Raw genomic sequence first — 17,903 nt, forward strand, 5'->3', positions numbered from 1 at the left:
GCCTCTTTGTCATGCGCATCCATGTCTGCTTCATCGACCGCGTCGGTATCACCCAGGAAGTGCTGGCGATACTCGGCAGCCGCAACCTGAACCTCGATGCCGTGGAGATGGTGCCGCCGAATGTGTACATCGATGCGCCCACGCTCAGCCCGAAGATGCTCGAAGAGCTCAAGGATGCGTTGTTCAGGGTGCGCGGCGTGGTGGCGATCACCGTGGTCGATATCCTGCCCGGCCAGCGCCGGCACTTGCAGCTCGATGCCTTGCTGGCCGCGATGACCGATCCGGTGCTGGCGCTGGACAGCGCAGGCCTGGTGTTGCTGGCCAACCCGGCGCTGGTGGCCTTGATCGGCCGCGAGCCTGGCGGTGAGCCGGTGGGACAATTACTTGCCGATCCCGATCTGCAAACCACGCTGCTGGACAACGGCTTTCGCTTGCCGCTGCGCGAGATCACCCTCAATGGCCAGGCGCTGCTGCTGGAGGCCACGCCGATCACCGAGGCCGGTGCGCTGCTGACCCTGTACCCGCCCAGCCGCATTGGCGAGCGCTTGTCCGCCCTGCACCACGATCACGCCGAGGGCTTCGATGCCTTGCTCGGCGAATCCCCCGCCATCAGCACCCTGAAAGTCCGCGCCCAGCGCATCGCAACGCTGGACGCGCCGTTGTTGATTCGCGGCGAAACCGGCACCGGCAAAGAGCTGGTGGCGCGCGCCTGCCACACCAGCAGTACGCGGCACGGCGAACCGTTTCTGGCCCTCAACTGCGCGGCATTACCCGAGAACCTGGCCGAGAGCGAACTGTTCGGCTATGCGCCCGGCGCCTTTACCGGCGCCCAGCGCGGCGGCAAGCCGGGGCTGATGGAAATGGCTGACAAAGGCACGGTGTTTCTCGATGAGATCGGCGAGATGTCGCCGTACTTGCAGGCCAAGCTGCTGCGCTTTCTCAACGACGGCAGCTTTCGCCGGGTGGGCGGTGACCGCGAGGTCAAGGTCAATGTGCGGATCATCAGTGCCACCCACCGCGACCTTGAAAAGATGGTCGCCGAAGGCAGTTTTCGCGAGGACCTGTTCTACCGCCTCAATGTGCTGAACCTGTCCGTGCCGCCGCTGCGTGAACGCGGCCAGGACATCGTGCTGCTGGCACGCTTTTTCATGCAGCAGGCCTGCGCTCAGATCCAGCGCCCGCTGTGCCATCTGGCGCCGGGCACGCATGCCAGCCTGCTGAGCTACCGCTGGCCGGGCAATGTGCGTCAGTTGCAGAACGTGATCTTTCGCGCCGCAGCAGTCAGCGAGAGTTGCCAGGTGCACGCCGCCGACCTCGACATCGCCAGTACGACCCTGACGCGCCAGCCCGGCGAGGCCGTCGACAGCCTCGAGCAAGCGGTGGAAAGCTTCGAAAAGGATTTGCTGACCCGTCTCTATGCCGAACATCCCTCGACCCGGCAACTGGCGGCGCGCCTGCAAACCTCGCACACCGCCATTGCCCATCGTTTGCGCAAATACGGTATCGGTGCCAAGGCCTGAAATCTGATGTATCGATTTCATTCCAGCGTAATGACTTCGCTACAGCGATACGTAATGAACCCACTGCAAGGCTTTGCGCACGCAGGCTTTTCGATCCGCCGCGTACAGGCGTAGCGAAATCGTTACAAGGCTTTCTTCTGATTACTGCCTTTTCTTCCCCAAAGCCCTGATTTACAAGGACAAATCAGAATTGGCCACAAACTTGCTAAGGACTCTTCATACGGCGCGCCCCAGTGGCATGCCCTGATCCCCTGAGGAGTCTTTATGAGCGAGTTGCGATTCACCGTGGAACACGAATGGCTGAGGGCCGAGGCCGATGGCAGCTTCACTGTCGGTATCACGCCTTACGCACAGAACTCGCTCGGTGATGTGGTGTTTGTCCAGCTTCCTGAATTACAGGCCTACACTCAACACGCCGAAGTGTCGGTGGTCGAGTCGGTGAAAGCCGCCAGCAGTCTTTATATGCCCCTTGAAGGTGAAGTGGTCGAGGTCAACGACGCCCTGTCCGACACGCCAGAGCTGGTCAACGAAGACGCACTGGGCGCCGGCTGGTTTTTCCGCTTCGTACCCAGCGACACCAGTGCCATCGACACCTTGCTCGATCAGGACGCGTACGACCGCCTGATCCAAGCCAATGACCAAGCCTGAGGAGCACGCCATGAGTGACCGTATCGCGCTTGATACCGCCAACGAATTCATTGCCCGCCACATCGGCCCGCGTGCTGCCGACGAACAGGCGATGTTGCAAACTCTGGGCTTCGACACCCTCGACGCCCTGACCGCCAGTGTGATCCCGGACAGCATCAAGGGCACCAGCGTGCTCGACCTGCCGGCCGGTCAAAGCGAAGCCGACGCACTGGCCTCGATCAAGGCCATTGCCAGCCAGAACCAACTGTTCAAGAGCTACATCGGCCAGGGTTACTACAACACCCACACCCCGGCGCCGATCCTGCGCAACCTGCTGGAAAACCCGGCCTGGTACACCGCCTACACCCCGTATCAACCGGAGATCTCCCAGGGCCGCCTGGAAGCGCTGCTGAACTTCCAGACCCTGATCAGCGATTTGACCGGCCTGCCGATCGCCAACGCCTCGTTGCTCGACGAAGCCACCGCTGCCGCCGAGGCCATGACTTTCTGCAAGCGCCTGAGCAAGAACAAGGGCAGCCAGCAGTTCTTCGCCTCGATCCATTGCCACCCGCAAACCCTCGACGTGCTGCGCACCCGCGCCGAACCGCTGGGCATCAACGTGGTGGTGGCCGATGAAGCCGAACTGGGCGATGTCAGCGACTACTTTGGCGCCCTGCTGCAATACCCGGCCAGCAATGGCGATGTATTCGACTACGGCGACCTGATCGAACGCTTCCATGCCGCCAATGCACTGGTGGCCGTGGCCGCCGACCTGCTGGCCCTGACCCTGCTGACCCCGCCCGGCGAATTCGGTGCCGACGTGGCCATCGGCACCGCACAGCGCTTCGGCGTGCCGCTGGGCTTCGGTGGCCCGCATGCTGCCTACTTCTCGACCCGCGACGCCTTCAAGCGCGACATGCCGGGCCGTCTGGTCGGCGTGTCGGTCGACCGCCATGGCAAGCAGGCATTACGCCTGGCCATGCAAACCCGCGAACAGCACATCCGCCGCGAAAAGGCGACCAGCAACATCTGCACCGCGCAAGTGCTGCTGGCCAACATCGCCAGCATGTACGCGGTCTATCACGGCCCACAAGGCCTGACGCGCATCGCCAAGCGTGTGCATCGCCTGACCGCGATCTTTGTCGAAGGCCTGCGCCATCTGGGCTTGAAAGCCGAGCAGGAATTCTTCTTCGACAGCCTGACCCTGGCCACCGGCGCGCAGACTGCAGCGCTGCACGCCAAGGCGCGCGCCCACACCATCAACCTGCGTGTCGTCGATGCCGAGCGCTTGGGCGTATCGTTTGACGAAACCACTTCGCCTGACGCCATCAAGGCCTTGTGGGCCGTATTCGTGACCGACGGCCAGAGCCTGCCGGACTTCGACGCACTGGCCACCAGCACGCCGTCGCGCCTGCCGCACGGCCTGCTGCGCCAGTCGGCCATCCTTGAGCACCCGGTGTTCAACCGCTACCACTCCGAAACCGAGCTGATGCGCTACCTGCGCAAACTGGCCGACAAGGACCTGGCGCTGGACCGCAGCATGATCCCGCTGGGCTCGTGCACCATGAAGCTCAACGCCGCCAGCGAAATGATCCCGGTGACCTGGGCCGAGTTCGGCAACCTGCACCCATTCGCCCCGGCCGAGCAAAGCGCCGGCTACCAGTTGCTGACCGACGAACTGGAAGCGATGCTCTGCGCCGCCACCGGTTATGACGCCGTGTCGCTGCAACCCAATGCCGGTTCGCAAGGCGAGTACGCCGGCCTGCTGGCGATTCGCGCCTATCACCAGAGCCGTGGCGATGAACATCGCGATGTGTGCCTGATCCCGTCTTCGGCGCATGGCACCAACCCGGCCACCGCACAGATGGCCGGCATGCGCGTGGTGGTCACCGCCTGCGACGCACGTGGCAACGTCGACATCGAAGACCTGCGCGCCAAGGCCTTGCAGCACCGCGAGCAACTGGCCGCACTGATGATCACCTACCCGTCGACCCACGGCGTGTTCGAGGAAGGCATTCGCGAAATCTGCGCCATCGTTCACGACAACGGCGGCCAGGTGTACATCGACGGCGCCAACATGAACGCCATGGTCGGCCTGTGCGCACCGGGCAAGTTCGGCGGCGACGTGTCGCACCTGAACCTGCACAAGACCTTCTGCATTCCACACGGTGGTGGCGGCCCGGGCGTTGGCCCGATCGGGGTCAAATCGCATCTGGCGCCGTTCCTGCCCGGCCATCGCAACATGCAGCGCCAGGAAGGCGCGGTGTGCGCAGCACCGTTCGGCAGCGCGAGCATTCTGCCGATCACCTGGATGTACATCCGCATGATGGGCGGCGAAGGCCTCAAGCGCGCTTCGCAGATCGCCATCCTCAATGCCAACTACATTGCCCGCCGCCTCGAAGAGCACTACCCGGTGCTGTACAGCGGCAGCAACGGCCTGGTGGCGCATGAGTGCATTCTCGACCTGCGCCCGCTCAAGGACAGCAGCGGCATCACTGTCGATGACGTCGCCAAGCGCCTGATCGACTTTGGCTTCCACGCCCCGACCATGTCGTTCCCGGTGGCCGGCACGCTGATGATCGAGCCGACCGAAAGCGAAGCCAAGGAAGAGCTCGACCGCTTCTGCGAAGCCATGATCACCATTCGCGAAGAGATTCGTGCGGTAGAGAACGGCACGCTGCACAAAGACGACAACCCGCTGAAAAATGCCCCACACACCGCTGCCGAACTGGCCGGGGCCTGGGAGCATCCGTACAGCCGCGAACAGGCGGTGTACCCGGTGGCCACCCTGATCGAAGGCAAATACTGGCCGCCGGTGGGCCGTGTCGACAACGTCTACGGCGACCGCAATCTGGTCTGCGCCTGCCCTTCCATCGAGAGCTATCAGCATGTCTGACGAATCCCTGCAGATCACCCCGCTGCACGCTCTGCACCGCGAACTGGGTGCCCGAATGGTGCCTTTTGCCGGTTACGAGATGCCCGTGCAATACCCGCTCGGGGTCATGAAAGAACACCTGCACACTCGCGCCCAGGCCGGCCTGTTCGATGTCTCGCACATGGGTCAGATCATGCTCAGCGGCCCGGATGCGGCCCGTGCGCTGGAAACCCTGGTGCCGGTCGACATCATCGACCTGCCGGTCGGCATGCAGCGCTATGCGCTGTTTACCAATGATCAGGGCGGCATTCTCGATGATTTGATGGTTGCCCGGATCGCTGACGAGCAATGGCTGCTGGTGGTCAACGCCGCGTGCAAGGATCAGGATCTGGCGCATTTGTGCGAACACCTGGCCGGCCAGTGCAAGATCGAATCGCTGTTCGAAGAGCGCGCCCTGCTCGCCCTGCAAGGTCCGCAGGCTGCCGCAGTATTGGCACGCCTGGCGCCGAGCGTGGCCAGCATGACTTTCATGCAGTTCGCCCGCGTGTCGATTCTGGGCAGCGACTGCTTTATCAGCCGCTCCGGCTACACCGGCGAAGACGGCTTCGAGATTTCTGTACCGGCCGCCGAAGCCGACGCCCTGGCGCGCCGCCTGCTGGCGGAGCCGGAGGTTGAAGCGATTGGCCTGGGTGCACGCGACTCGTTGCGCCTGGAAGCCGGCCTGTGCCTGTATGGCCATGACATGAATAGTGACACTTCTCCTGTCGAAGCCAGCCTGCTCTGGGCCATTTCCAAGGCACGCAGAATCGATGGCCCGCGTGCAGGCGGTTTCCCCGGCGCCGAGCAGATCTTCGCCCAGCAGCAGAACGGCACGGCTCGCAAGCGTGTCGGCCTGTTACCGCAAGAAAGAACACCGGTGCGTGAAGGGGCGCTGATCGTCGATGAAAACGACCAGACCATTGGCCTGGTCAGCAGCGGCGGCTTCGGCCCAAGCCTGGGCGGGCCCTTGGCGATGGGCTACGTAGAGAGCCGTTTCAGCGCGCTGGACAGCGAGGTTTTTGCCTTGGTAAGAGGCAAGAAAGTCCCGCTGCGGGTGAGTAAAATGCCTTTCGTGGCACAGCGTTACTTCAGAGGCTGATTAACGACGTCAATATTCCGCCTGCACGCAAAAACACGGGCCGGCAGAGTGCACTGACAAAGTGCAAATGCAGGCCGCAGGCGGCGCAAACCTTTGGGCAGTGAGCAATCCTTGGGCATTGTTCCAGCCCTTTGAAATAGGGGGCTCTGCGGGGCTTGTTTTTGTAACGAGAGTTGGCGTAGAGTTCTCGAACTGTGTTTGCAAAGGTCGCTGAATCGGGACCTGGGCAGTAGCTTTAAGTATCGCTACAACCCGCTCTACGTTTCTTACTTCCTGCAACCAGCCCCAGTATTCTTTCGCCTCATTCATAGGCCAGAAAGAGTCTGTCATTAAATTCAAGCGTCAAGGAAATAAGAACATGTCCCAACGTCAGAGCGGCACCGTCAAGTGGTTCAACGACGAGAAAGGTTTTGGTTTTATCACTCCAGAAAGCGGTCCGGATCTGTTCGTGCACTTCCGCGCGATTCAGGGCAACGGCTTCAAGAGCCTGAAAGAAGGCCAGAAAGTGACCTTCATCGCTGTGCAAGGCCAGAAAGGCTTGCAGGCTGATGAAGTTCAAGCCGAAGCCTAAGCTTCTGCCTGATCGCCAAGAGCCCCTGATTTATCAGGGGCTTTTTTGTGGGCGCGATTTAATAGCGCCATGAGGTCAAGCCATGCCAGCAAGCCTGATACGCCGCCTCGCCGCTGCCAGTTACGACCTGCTGCTGTGCCTGGCCGTGCTGATCGTCACAGCCTTCATCTACAAGCTGATCTGGATGGCATTTGTCGGCCAGGCTCGTCTGCGCCAACTGACCGAGTCGGGCGCCATGGACGGTGACCCGCTGTTGTCGACGCTGCTATTACTGGCGGCCTTCACCTTTTACGCAGGGTTCTGGACCCGCAACGGCCAGACCCTGGGCATGCAGGCCTGGGGCATACGCGTGCAAAACGCCGACGGCGGTGCAATCAGCCTGACCCAGGCGCTGCTGCGCTTCATGGTCGCCATCGCCTCGGGGCTGTGTTGTGGAGCCGGATTTTTCTGGAGTCTGCACGATAAACAGGGCCGCACCTGGCACGATATCTATTCAAATAGCGTGCTGGTGCGTTTACCCAAGGGTGGCTCTTAACCTGCCCTGCGCAGCAAGAGCACGCCGGCCACGGCGCAGATACCCGCAGGCACCAGCACCGCAAACAGTGGCGAGAAGCCAAACACCAGGCTCGATGGGCCGAGCAGGTCCTGGGCGATACGGAAGATGAAGCCCACCAGCACGCCAGTGAAGACACGCTGGCCCAGCGTTACCGAGCGCAATGGGCCAAAGATGAACGAGATCGCCATCAACACCAGCGCCACGGTCACCAGAGGTTGTAGAACCTTGGTCCAGAACGCCAGCCAGTAACGGCCATTGTTCAGGCCCTGATCGGCCAGATAGTGCGCATACCCCCAAAGACCGGTAATCGACAGCGACTCAGGCGGCATGATTACAGTGCTGAGCAGTTGCGGGCTGAGCGTGACTTCCCAGCGCTCGGTCGGGGTCTTGACGATGTCGGTCTGGCCATTACGGAAGTGCGTGGTCGTGACGTCGGTCAGTTCCCAGTAATCCTGCTGGTAATTGGCCTGACGGGCAAAGCTTGAGGTCAGCATGTGGCGCTGATCGTCGAAGCGATAGCGGGTCACGCCATACATCAGGCCATTGGGCTGCACACTGTTGATGTGAATGAACTCTTCGCCCTGGCGGTGCCACAGGCCGTGCTTGGCGCTTTGCGACTCGCCCGTGCCCTGAGCCAGCGAACGATCGGCCTGGCCTTTGTTCTCGGCCGCCGGTGCCACGTACTCACCGACCAGCACGCCCACCAGCATCAGTACCAGCATGGGCTTCATGACCGCCCAGACAATCCGGCCGATGGACACACCAGCCGCGCGCATGATGGTCAGTTCACTGCTGCTGGCCAGGCTGCCCAGGCCGATCAGGCAACCAATCAGCGCGGCCATCGGCAGCATTTCGTAGACCCGGCGCGGCGCGGTGAGCAAGACGAAGGCGCCGGCGTCCAGCAGGGTGTAGCTGTCGCTGATATCACCCATTTCGTCGATCAGGGCAAACAGCGAGGCCAGCCCGAGGATGATGCCCAGTACGGCCAGAATCGCCAGGAAGACGCTCTTGCCGATGTAACGATCAAGCCGGCCCATGAGCCACCTCCACTGCAGTGCGGCGACCGGCCAGCTTCAGGCGCAACGGTTCCCAGTACAGCAACCCCAGCCCGATCGACAGGAACAGGGCGTGCACCCACCACATGCCCAGCGCCATGGGCAGCTTGCCCTTCTCCAGCGCACCGCGCACCGCAATCAGAATGGTCAGGTAAGCCATGTACAGAAGAATCGCCGGCAAGAGTTTCAGGTAGCGGCCCTGACGAGGATTGACGCGCGACAAGGGCACGGCCATCAGGGTCACGATGAACACCAGAATCGGCAGTGACATCCGCCAGTGCAGCTCGGCCTGGTAGCGCGGGGTATCGTTGCCGAACAGTTCGGAGGTCGGGATAGCGTCGCGCTCGGTGACTTCGGCGCTGATCTCGGGCTTGGGCAGCAACGCACCATAAGTGTCGTACTGAATGGCCCGGTAATTGGCCTCACCCGGATTACCGTCGTAGCGGTAGCCGTTTTCCAGCACCAGGAAGCGGCTGCCATCAGGGCGTATTTCCTGACGGCCTTTCTCGGCGACCAGCACGGTGATGCCGCTGTCTTTGTCAGTGGCCACACGCCGCTCGGAAATGAAGATGCTGCCCAGTTGGGTGCGGTCTTCGGACAATTCCTGGGTGTAAGTGACGCGTGTGCCGTCACGTAGCGACTGGAAGCGCCCAGGCACCAGGGTGTCGAATTCGGTCAGCGAGTCCTGCTTGTTGATCAGCACCGAAAACTGCGCCGCGCCCTGTGGCGCCAGGCTGAAGCTCAGCCAGGCCACCAGCAGCGCAATCAGCGCCGCCGGTGCCAGGGTAATGGCCAGCAAACGCTGCTGGCTCATGCCGGTGGCCGCCAGAACGGTCATCTCGCTTTCAAGGTACAGCCGGCCGTAAGCCAGCAGGATGCCGAGAAACAACCCAAGCGGCAGGATCAGTTGCAGAAAACCCGGCAGGCGAAACCCCATGATCAGGAACAGAACGCCAGGGTCCAGCGCCCCGGAAGCCGCCTGGGCCAGGTACTTGATGAAACGTCCGCTCATGATGATGACCAGCAGCACGGCGCTGACCGCACTCAATGTGACCAGCACTTCCCGGGACAGATAACGAAAGACAATCAAACCAGACACTCCAGGTTTGCCAGGCACAAACGGCCGGACAAGGGAAAAGACGAGCCACGGTATAGGCGAAAACGATGCGGCATTATCCTGTGATTGACTCCTTCTGTCACTGCGCGGCCCGGATAGTTCTCACATCCCTCTCCTACAGTGCTCAATCGGGGTTGTCAGCGATTGCCGCACAGGGTCAAACTGCGGGTCGACTTCAAGCCCGCCCGGCCCTGCCGCGCGCATCTATGCATTCATTCATTTGCAAAGCACACAGTCATTCGGGGACCCGACATGGAATTGGTTGTTAAAAGCGTTAGCCCAGAAACCTTGAAAACCGCCACCCTGATTCTCGCCGTCGGCGAAGGTCGGGTGCTGGGAGCGGCCGCCAAGAGTGTCGACACCCTGAGCGGCGGCGCACTGACAGCGGTGCTCAAGCGTGGCGACCTGGCCGGCAAGGTCGGCCAGAGCCTGCTGCTGCACAACCTGCCCAACCTCAAGGCCGAACGTGTGCTGCTGGTGGGCGTGGGCAAGGACGAAGAATTGTCCGACCGCCAGTTCAGAAAAGTCATCGCCGGTATTCTGTCGACCCTCAAGGGTCTGGGCGGCAGCGATGCGGCCATCGCTCTGGACGAAGTACGCGTCAAGCAGCGTGAAACCTATGGCAAGACCCGTCTGCTGGCCGAGACCCTGCTCGACGGTGAATACGTCTTCGACCAGTTCAAGAGCACCAAGGCGCCAGTACTGACCCTGAAGAAAATCACCCTGCTGACCGCCAAGGCCAGCACCGCCGAAGTCGAAAGCGCCGTCACCCACGCCCGTGGCATCGCCACCGGCATGGCCCTGACCCGCGACCTGGGCAACCTGCCGCCGAACATCTGCCACCCGACTTACCTGGGCGAACAGGCCAAGGCACTGGGCAAGGCCTACAAAAACCTCAAGGTCGAAGTTCACGACGAGAAAAAACTCAAGGAACTGGGCATGGGCTCGTTCCTGGCCGTGGCTCAGGGCAGCGCCCAGCCGCCGCGCCTGATCGTGATGAACTACCAGGGCGGCAAAAAAAGCGAGAAGCCGTACGTACTGGTCGGCAAGGGCATCACCTTCGACACTGGTGGTATCAGCATCAAGCCAGCTGCGGCCATGGATGAGATGAAGTTCGACATGTGCGGCGCCGCCAGCGTGTTCGGCACCCTGCGTGCGGTGCTCGAGCTGCAACTGCCGATCAACCTGGTGTGCATCGTCGCTGCGGCCGAGAACATGCCAAGTGGCACCGCAACCCGTCCGGGCGACATCGTCACCACCATGAACGGCCTGACCGTCGAAATCCTCAACACCGACGCCGAAGGCCGTCTGGTGCTATGCGATGCACTGACCTATGCCGAGCGCTTCAAGCCGCAGGCGGTCATCGACATCGCTACTCTGACCGGCGCCTGTGTCGTCGCCCTGGGCGCCCACACCTCGGGCCTGCTGGGCAATAACGACGCGTTGATCAACCAGTTGCTCGACGCCGGCAAACAAGCCGACGACCGCGCCTGGCAACTGCCGTTGTTCGACGAATACCAGGAACAACTGGACAGCCCGTTCGCCGACATCGCCAACATCGGCGGCCCGAAAGGCGGCACCATCACCGCCGCCTGCTTCCTGTCGCGCTTCACCAAGGCCTATGACTGGGCACACCTGGACATCGCCGGCACGGCCTGGCTCAGCGGCGGCAAGGACAAGGGCGCCACTGGCCGTCCAGTGCCACTGCTGACCCAATACCTGCTCGATCGCGCCGGAGCCTGACCGCTGACTGCGCCTTGCTCTTTGAGTAAGGCGCAGCCGCTGAGCCGCTTATGACCCAAATTGATTTCTACATTTTGCCCAGTCCGTCTCTTGAGGCGCGGCTGGACTTTGCCTGCAAGCTCACCGAAAAAGCCTGGCGCCTCGGCCACCGGGTTTACCTGCATTGCAGCGACGCCGCCCAGCGCGCCGACCTCGATGCGCGCCTGTGGCGCTTCAAGGGCGAGAGTTTCGTGCCGCACGGCGATGCCGAAACCGACGAGCAGGCCCCGGTGGTATTGGGCCTGGGCGATGACCCAGGCCAGCATCAGGATTTACTGGTCAACCTGGACGTGCGCATCGCGCCTTTTTTCACGCGTTTTGCCCGCGTCGCCGAGGTCGTGACCGAAGACCCGGCGATTCGCCTGGCCGCGCGCGAGAGCTTTCGGGAATACCGCAAACAGGGCTATGCTCCGCAGGATCACCGACTACAACGTCTTTGAGCACACGATGGATACTTCAAAAAAAGCAGAATCGGCGCACCTGTTGAACGATCTCGAATCGATCCGCAAGCTGCTGGAAGATGAAAACCTGCAACCGCCGCTGCTGACCGACACCGTACACAGCGACGCACAGATTCCGATGCTGTCCGACCGGGTCGCGCCAGCACCTGTCGAAACGCCGCCTGCCCTTCTGCAAGTCGCCGCTACGCCGCCTGCCGCCGAGCCGGCACAGGCCAAGCCGGGCGCGCCGAGCGTAGATACGCTATTGCACCTGGACACCGAACTGCGCTCTGCTGCGCAGTTGATCATGCAGGATGTGATCAATGACTTTGCGCCGCATATTGAAACCGAGATCAAAAGGCGGCTTGAGGCGCGGCTTGAACGGTTGTTGGGGCAGCAGAAGAAGTGATGGATTGGGGGTCATGAGCGCTATCGCGACTGTAGGTTAAAGCGGATCGATTTTGCCAACGCCTGCAACTCTATACGCTGTTGCTCAAGTCTGCGTTGCCTTATCCAAAACTCATCGTAGCGATCGCTTACACCATTGATAATTGCCAGCCTATCAGGAGCGCCTGCGTTGTTCCTTCTAGTACTAGCTACCGCATTTAGAAAATGCTCGTGACTCATACTTTTACCCGCTACGCGAGCAATGAACGATTTCCTCCGGGCTTTAGTTTCTTGAATGTGAGCAGCCATTCTCTCGTCACTGCCTGCTGCAATCCGTTCAAACCTGGCTTTATAAGCGGCATCATTTTTAAGTCGAGCGGGCAAAACGCCTTGCGTCCCTCCCTTCAAATCTCTTTGGATGCTCAACAGCGCAGTTGCGTCTTCGAGATCGTATTTGGGAACTTTTGAAAGCCCCATCACCCTCCGTTGCATCTCAGTAGACGTATTTGCAATACTGATCAGATTCTGTGCAGAAAGGCTCTTGAATACCTGTTCAAGCATTTCACCAGGCAGCTTTTGAAGGGGAAACGCCTGAGGAAACATCGTCAGGCCTGGAACCCTAACCCCTGAAATATGCCCACTCGGATCACGCCTGTTCACCGGATCCCCCTGACAATAGGCATACGCATTCAACCCACCCCGTCCAAACGGACTCAAATTGTCCGGCTGGTTAAAGCGCAGCAGCACCGGGTTGTATGCGCGGTAACCGTTGCCCAGTAAATAATGCCCGGTCAGCGGATCACGGCGTTCTCCGTTGAAACCCGGCAAGGCATCGGCAGGTGTGCTGTGGCCATAAGCGCTATAGACAATCGACTGCTGCCCCTGTGAACCCTGTGTGTGCAACACACTGCGTTGCCCATCAGTGCCCAGCAAGTCCGACCGGCCTGTCGAACCACTGAGGCGATGTTCGGCCATTAGCTGGTCTTCGAACTGAAACACCGAGCGGCACACGGCACCTTGTATCTCGACACTCAAACGGGTCTTCTGATAGAAGCGCTGCACAGGCTCTACCGTCTCGGTGTTGACGCCCGCGAGGCGATCCAGGGCGTCATATCGATAGCGGCAAAGCAGGCTCTTGGTGCCAATAAGATCACTCATGATCGCCGCCGCCCGTTAAACAGATTGAAGGAAAGCGGATTATCTCCCCCTCCCCCCGTAACGGATAACTAGCATATCTGCCAGGAACGCAGTCCGCTTGTCGCTCACCACTTATGACAGTCGCTGCCCTGCGAGGTAGCAGGACCATGCTCCGATCACCGACTACAACGTCTTTGAGCACACGGTGGATACTTCAAAAAGCAGAACCGGCACACCCGTTGAACGACCTTGAATCGATGCGCAGGCTGCTCGAAGATGAAAACCTGTAACCGCCGCTGCACCGCCTGCCGTTGAACCTGCACAGGCCAAGCCGGGCGCGCCGAGCGTAGATACATTGCTGCACCTGGACACCGAGCTGCGTTCTGCTGCGCAGTTGATCATGCAGGATATGATCAATGACTTTGCGCCGCCTATTGAAACCGAGATCAAAAAGCGGCTTGAGGCGCGGCATGAGCGGTTGTTGGGGCAGCAACAGAAGAAGTGAAGCCGGCGACATAAAAACTTCTGCACTGATCGCCATTATCGAGGATCCAGTCTTGCGCGAATCGATCTTACCAAGAGTGGCAAAACTGCTCGCTCTACCCTAAGACTGTAGTGCTGTGACGCCAAAAGATCATAATGTGCATTTACCGCAGCAATATCTGCCTGGATGTCGGGAAGTGCTGCGTTTTGTTGCATGGCATCAGCGATCACATTCCTAAACCTTTGAGGACTTGCACCTGGACGCACGACACTATCAATGATTGATTGCATCTCCGAACTAACACCTTCTATCTGGGCAGCCAACCTGGCTCTGTGGGCTGCCGCAGCCTCTTCAAACCCGACTGTATAGACAGCGTCGCCCTTGAGACGCGAAGGCATCACGCCCCATGTTTTACCTGTCACATCCATTTCGATCTTCCTCAATGCCCCCGCATCAGAAATATCGATTCGTGGAGTTTTTGACAGCCCAAGCACCCGCCAATTCATCGTAGATGAGGTCTTGCTCAAACGGCTCAACGATTGATTAGGGAGGTAATTGAAGAGATGTTCAAGAATTTCTCCAGGCAATCTCTCAATGGGTGACAACCGCTTGACAGAAAACATGCTCATGCCTACACCCAATGGCCCTGAAATATGCCCACTCGGATCCCGACGATTAACCGGATCCCCCTCACAATAGGCATACGCATTCAACCCGCCCCGTCCAAACGGACTCAAACTGTCCGGCTGGTTAAACCGCATCAGCACCGGGTTGTACGCACGATACCCATTGCCCAGCAAATAATGCCCGGTCAGCGGATCCCGGCGCTCGCCGTTGAATCCCGGCAAGGCATCGGCAGATGGGCCGTGGCCATAAGCGCTATAGACAATCGACTGCTGCCCCTGCCCCCCCTGTATATGCAACACACTGCGCTGCCCATCAGTGCCCAGCAATTCCGACCGGCCTGTCGAACCACCAGGACGATTCTCGGCCAGTAGCTGGTCTTCGAACTGAAACACCGAGCGGCGCACGGCACCTTGTATCTCGACACTCAAATGGGTCTTCTGATAGAAGCGCTGCGCAGGCTCTGCCGTCTCGGTGTTGACGCCCGCGAGGCGATCCAGCGCGTCATATCGATAGCGACACAGCACAGCCTCGGTGCCAGAAAGATCATTCATGGTCGCGGCCACCCGGCAAACAGATTGAAGAAGCCGGATTATCGCGCCCTCCCCAATGAGGGATAACTAGCAGATCTGCTAGTAACGCAGTCCGCTTGTCGCTCACCACTTATGGCTTGTCGCTGCCCTGCGGCGCTATACTTGCCGGTTTCCGAATCAATGCCACAGGTTCCCGCCGCGCATGGACAAGACTTACCAGCCGCACGCTATCGAAACTTCCTGGTACCAGACCTGGGAGTCCGAGAACTATTTCGCTCCGCAGGGGGCTGGTGACTCGTACACCATCATGATCCCGCCGCCGAACGTGACCGGCAGCCTGCACATGGGTCACGGCTTCAACAACGCGATCATGGACGCCCTGATCCGTTTCCGCCGCATGCAAGGCCGCAATACCCTGTGGCAACCGGGTACCGACCACGCCGGCATCGCCACCCAGATGCTGGTCGAGCGCCGCCTTGAAGCCCAGGGTCAGAACCGTCACGAACTGGGCCGCGAAAAATTCCTCGACAAGATCTGGGAATGGAAAGCCGAGTCCGGTGGCAACATCAGCCGCCAGATCCGCCGCCTCGGTTCGTCCGTCGACTGGAGCCGCGAGCGCTTCACCATGGACGACGGCATGTCCGCCGCTGTGCAGGAAGCCTTTGTCCGTCTGTACGAAGATGGCCTGATTTATCGCGGCAAGCGTCTGGTCAACTGGGACACCAAGCTGCACACCGCTATCTCCGACCTGGAAGTTGAAAACCACGACGAGAAAGGCTTCCTGTGGAACCTGCGTTATCCACTGGCTGACGGCGCCAAGACCGCCGAGGGCAAGGACTTCCTGGTCGTCGCGACCACGCGCCCGGAAACCATGCTCGGTGACTCGGCCGTAGCGGTAAACCCGGAAGACGAGCGCTATAAAGCCCTGATCGGCAAGTTCGTCGAGCTGCCGCTGATCGGTCGCCGCATTCCGATCATCGCCGATGACTACTGCGACCCCGAGTTCGGCACCGGCTGCGTGAAGATCACCCCGGCCCACGACTTCAACGACTATGAAGTCGGCAAGCGCCATAACCTGCCGCTGATCAACATCTTCGACAAGAACGCCGCTGTACTGGGCACCGCTCAAGTGTTCAACCTCGACGGCACGCTGAATGACCGTCTTGATGCTCAATTGCCTGCGCAATACGCAGGTCTTGACCGCTTCGAGGCCCGCAAGCAGATCGTCGCCGCGTTCGACGCCGCCGGCCTGCTGGTCAGCGTCGACGATCACGCCTTGAAAGTGCCAAAGGGTGACCGCTCCGGCACCGTCATCGAGCCGTGGTTGACCGACCAGTGGTACGTGTCCACCAAGCCGCTGGCCGAACCGGCCATTGCTGCCGTAGAAGATGGCCGCATCCAGTTCGTGCCCAAGCAGTACGAAAACATGTATTTCTCGTGGATGCGCGACATCCAGGACTGGTGCATCAGCCGTCAGCTGTGGTGGGGCCACCGCATTCCGGCCTGGTACGACGCGTCGGGCAAGGTGTATGTGGGCCGAGACGAAGCCGAAGTGCGCGCGAAGAACAACCTGGCCAGCGATGTGGTCCTGCATCAGGACAACGACGTACTCGACACCTGGTTCAGCTCGGGCCTGTGGACCTTCTCGACCCTGGGCTGGCCGGAAAAGACCGAAGCGCTGAAGACCTTCCACTCCACCGACGTGCTGGTCACCGGCTTCGACATCATCTTCTTCTGGGTCGCGCGGATGATCATGCTCACCATGCACTTGGTGAAGAATGAAGACGGCACCGCTCAGGTTCCGTTCAAGACCGTGTACGTGCACGGCCTGGTGCGCGACGGCCAGGGCCAGAAGATGTCCAAGTCCAAGGGCAACGTCCTGGACCCGCTGGACATCGTCGACGGTATCGACCTGGAAACCCTGGTACAGAAACGCACCAGCGGCCTGATGCAGCCACAACTGGCGAAGAAGATCGAGAAGCAGACCCGCCAGGAGTTCGCCGACGGTATCGCCAGCTACGGCACCGACGCGCTGCGCTTCACCTTCTGCTCGCTGGCTTCGACCGGTCGCGACATCAAGTTCGACATGGGCCGTGTCGAGGGCTACCGCAACTTCTGCAACAAGATCTGGAACGCGGCGCGCTATGTGCTGGACAAGGGCGAAGACTGCGGCCAGAACGGCGAGGCCTACGAGCTGTCGCTGCCGGACCGCTGGATCATCTCGCAGTTGCAACGCACCGAAGCCGAAGTGACCCGCCAACTGGAGCAGTTCCGCTTCGACCTGGCGGCGCAGGCACTGTACGAGTTCATCTGGAACCAGTACTGCGACTGGTACCTTGAGCTGTCCAAGCCGGTACTGTGGGACGAGAACGCGCCGATCGAGCGCCAACGCGGCACCCGCCGCACCCTGGTGCGCGTGCTCGAAGTCGCCTTGCGTCTGGCGCACCCGTTCATGCCGTTCATCACCGAAGAAATCTGGCAGCGCCTGGCGCCGCTGGTCGGTGCCGAAGGCAAGACCATCATGCTGCAACCATGGCCGGTGGCCGTTGAGGCGCGCATCGACGAAGCCGCCGAAGGCGACATCGAATGGCTCAAGGGCCTGATGCTGGCGGTGCGCAACATCCGTGGCGAAATGAACATCGGTCCCGGCAAACCGCTGCAACTGTTCCTCAACAACGCCAATGCCGAAGACGTACGCCGCCTTGGCGACAACGAGCACCTGCTGAAGAAGCTGGCCAAGCTCGAATCGATCACCGTCCTGGCCGCAGGTGCCGAAGCGCCGCTGTCGGCCACCGGCCTGGTGGGCGAGATGCAAGTGCTGGTGCCCATGGCCGGCCTGATCGACAAGGGCGCGGAACTGGCGCGTCTGGACAAGGAAATCCAGCGCCTGCAAGGTGAAGTGCAACGCGTGGGCGGCAAGCTGTCCAACGCTGCCTTCGTCGACAAGGCACCTGCCGAAGTCATCGACAAAGAACGCGCCAAACTGGCCGAGGCTGAACAAGCCTTGAGCAAACTGGCCGAGCAGCACGCCCGTATCAGCAGCCTGTAAGGCGCTGG

The 17,903-nt window shown here is 60.7% G+C and carries 14 protein-coding genes and 1 pseudogene; 11 read left to right on the top strand and 4 right to left on the bottom strand.

Translation table 11 applies throughout. From position 1 onward, the window contains the following. Window positions 1-11 precede the first annotated feature (11 nt). From ACYP2A_RS00650 to ACYP2A_RS00675, 6 genes are all read left to right on the top strand, one after another. Complete coding sequence (locus ACYP2A_RS00650; RefSeq protein ID WP_459741804.1) at window positions 12-1,520, top strand: sigma-54-dependent transcriptional regulator; 1,509 nt, start codon at window positions 12-14, stop codon at window positions 1,518-1,520. A 264-nt stretch (window positions 1,521-1,784) separates the two neighbouring features. Continuing rightward, window positions 1,785-2,168, top strand: a complete 384-nt coding sequence (gene gcvH, locus ACYP2A_RS00655; RefSeq protein WP_459741806.1) for a glycine cleavage system protein GcvH — start codon at window positions 1,785-1,787, stop codon at window positions 2,166-2,168. A gap of 10 nt (window positions 2,169-2,178) precedes the next feature. Further along, window positions 2,179-5,043, top strand: a complete 2,865-nt coding sequence (gcvP, locus tag ACYP2A_RS00660) for an aminomethyl-transferring glycine dehydrogenase (RefSeq protein ID WP_459741808.1) — start codon at window positions 2,179-2,181, stop codon at window positions 5,041-5,043. After that, window positions 5,036-6,160 (top strand): glycine cleavage system aminomethyltransferase GcvT, encoded by a 1,125-nt coding sequence (gcvT, locus tag ACYP2A_RS00665; RefSeq protein WP_459741810.1) that lies wholly within the window; start codon window positions 5,036-5,038, stop codon window positions 6,158-6,160. The genes gcvP and gcvT overlap by 8 nt, the downstream gene beginning before the upstream one ends. Window positions 6,161-6,518: 358 nt before the next feature. Next, complete coding sequence (locus ACYP2A_RS00670) at window positions 6,519-6,731, top strand: cold-shock protein (RefSeq protein ID WP_198631666.1); 213 nt, start codon at window positions 6,519-6,521, stop codon at window positions 6,729-6,731. Window positions 6,732-6,813: 82 nt separating this feature from the next. Continuing rightward, a complete protein-coding gene (locus tag ACYP2A_RS00675; protein WP_459741812.1) occupies window positions 6,814-7,266 on the top strand; it encodes an RDD family protein in 453 nt (150 codons plus the stop codon). Here the strand turns inward: ACYP2A_RS00675 and lptG are convergent. After that, on the bottom strand, window positions 7,263-8,324 hold the full coding sequence (lptG, locus tag ACYP2A_RS00680; protein ID WP_459741813.1) for an LPS export ABC transporter permease LptG: 1,062 nt from the start codon (window positions 8,322-8,324) through the stop codon (window positions 7,263-7,265). The genes ACYP2A_RS00675 and lptG overlap by 4 nt on opposite strands. Next, a complete protein-coding gene (gene lptF, locus ACYP2A_RS00685) occupies window positions 8,311-9,432 on the bottom strand; it encodes an LPS export ABC transporter permease LptF (RefSeq protein WP_459741814.1) in 1,122 nt (373 codons plus the stop codon). Before lptF ends, lptG begins: the two co-directional genes overlap by 14 nt. A gap of 279 nt (window positions 9,433-9,711) precedes the next feature. Between lptF and ACYP2A_RS00690 the strand changes: the two genes are divergently transcribed. Genes ACYP2A_RS00690 through ACYP2A_RS00700 form a run of 3 tightly spaced genes read left to right on the top strand, consistent with a single transcriptional unit; the run spans window position 9,712 to window position 12,090 of the window. Next, entirely contained in the window at window positions 9,712-11,202 is a 1,491-nt protein-coding gene (locus tag ACYP2A_RS00690; protein WP_459741816.1) for a leucyl aminopeptidase, read from the top strand. A gap of 50 nt (window positions 11,203-11,252) precedes the next feature. Then, window positions 11,253-11,681: a DNA polymerase III subunit chi gene (locus tag ACYP2A_RS00695; protein ID WP_459741818.1), complete on the top strand. Its 429-nt coding sequence runs from the start codon at window positions 11,253-11,255 to the stop codon at window positions 11,679-11,681. A gap of 7 nt (window positions 11,682-11,688) precedes the next feature. Next, the gene (locus ACYP2A_RS00700) at window positions 11,689-12,090 is read left to right on the top strand and encodes a DNA polymerase III subunit chi (protein ID WP_459741820.1); all 402 of its coding nucleotides are present in this window, start codon (window positions 11,689-11,691) and stop codon (window positions 12,088-12,090) included. 20 nt (window positions 12,091-12,110) lie between these two features. Here ACYP2A_RS00700 and ACYP2A_RS00705 read toward each other — a convergent pair whose 3' ends face one another. Then, complete coding sequence (locus ACYP2A_RS00705; RefSeq protein WP_459741822.1) at window positions 12,111-13,226, bottom strand: RHS repeat-associated core domain-containing protein; 1,116 nt, start codon at window positions 13,224-13,226, stop codon at window positions 12,111-12,113. A 325-nt stretch (window positions 13,227-13,551) separates the two neighbouring features. Here ACYP2A_RS00705 and ACYP2A_RS00710 point away from each other — a divergent pair. Further along, window positions 13,552-13,710: pseudogene (locus ACYP2A_RS00710) on the top strand (DNA polymerase III subunit chi); the annotation flags it as partial. A 35-nt stretch (window positions 13,711-13,745) separates the two neighbouring features. Here the strand turns inward: ACYP2A_RS00710 and ACYP2A_RS00715 are convergent. Continuing rightward, a complete protein-coding gene (locus tag ACYP2A_RS00715) occupies window positions 13,746-14,867 on the bottom strand; it encodes an RHS repeat-associated core domain-containing protein (RefSeq protein ID WP_459741825.1) in 1,122 nt (373 codons plus the stop codon). Window positions 14,868-15,048: 181 nt separating this feature from the next. Between ACYP2A_RS00715 and ACYP2A_RS00720 the strand changes: the two genes are divergently transcribed. Next, complete coding sequence (locus ACYP2A_RS00720; RefSeq protein ID WP_459741827.1) at window positions 15,049-17,895, top strand: valine--tRNA ligase; 2,847 nt, start codon at window positions 15,049-15,051, stop codon at window positions 17,893-17,895. Window positions 17,896-17,903: the final 8 nt, after the last annotated feature.

This window comes from Pseudomonas sp. 3A(2025) (assembly GCF_054589175.1).

Coding starts and splice junctions, on each gene's coding strand:
- ACYP2A_RS00650 (WP_459741804.1), top strand. CDS start 12: ATGCGCATCCATGTCTGCTTCATCGACCGCGTCGGTATCACCCAGGAA.
- gcvH (WP_459741806.1), top strand. CDS start 1,785: ATGAGCGAGTTGCGATTCACCGTGGAACACGAATGGCTGAGGGCCGAG.
- gcvP (WP_459741808.1), top strand. CDS start 2,179: ATGAGTGACCGTATCGCGCTTGATACCGCCAACGAATTCATTGCCCGC.
- gcvT (WP_459741810.1), top strand. CDS start 5,036: ATGTCTGACGAATCCCTGCAGATCACCCCGCTGCACGCTCTGCACCGC.
- ACYP2A_RS00670 (WP_198631666.1), top strand. CDS start 6,519: ATGTCCCAACGTCAGAGCGGCACCGTCAAGTGGTTCAACGACGAGAAA.
- ACYP2A_RS00675 (WP_459741812.1), top strand. CDS start 6,814: ATGCCAGCAAGCCTGATACGCCGCCTCGCCGCTGCCAGTTACGACCTG.
- lptG (WP_459741813.1), bottom strand. CDS start 8,324: ATGGGCCGGCTTGATCGTTACATCGGCAAGAGCGTCTTCCTGGCGATT.
- ACYP2A_RS00690 (WP_459741816.1), top strand. CDS start 9,712: ATGGAATTGGTTGTTAAAAGCGTTAGCCCAGAAACCTTGAAAACCGCC.
- ACYP2A_RS00695 (WP_459741818.1), top strand. CDS start 11,253: ATGACCCAAATTGATTTCTACATTTTGCCCAGTCCGTCTCTTGAGGCG.
- ACYP2A_RS00700 (WP_459741820.1), top strand. CDS start 11,689: ATGGATACTTCAAAAAAAGCAGAATCGGCGCACCTGTTGAACGATCTC.
- ACYP2A_RS00705 (WP_459741822.1), bottom strand. CDS start 13,226: ATGAGTGATCTTATTGGCACCAAGAGCCTGCTTTGCCGCTATCGATAT.
- ACYP2A_RS00715 (WP_459741825.1), bottom strand. CDS start 14,867: ATGAATGATCTTTCTGGCACCGAGGCTGTGCTGTGTCGCTATCGATAT.
- ACYP2A_RS00720 (WP_459741827.1), top strand. CDS start 15,049: ATGGACAAGACTTACCAGCCGCACGCTATCGAAACTTCCTGGTACCAG.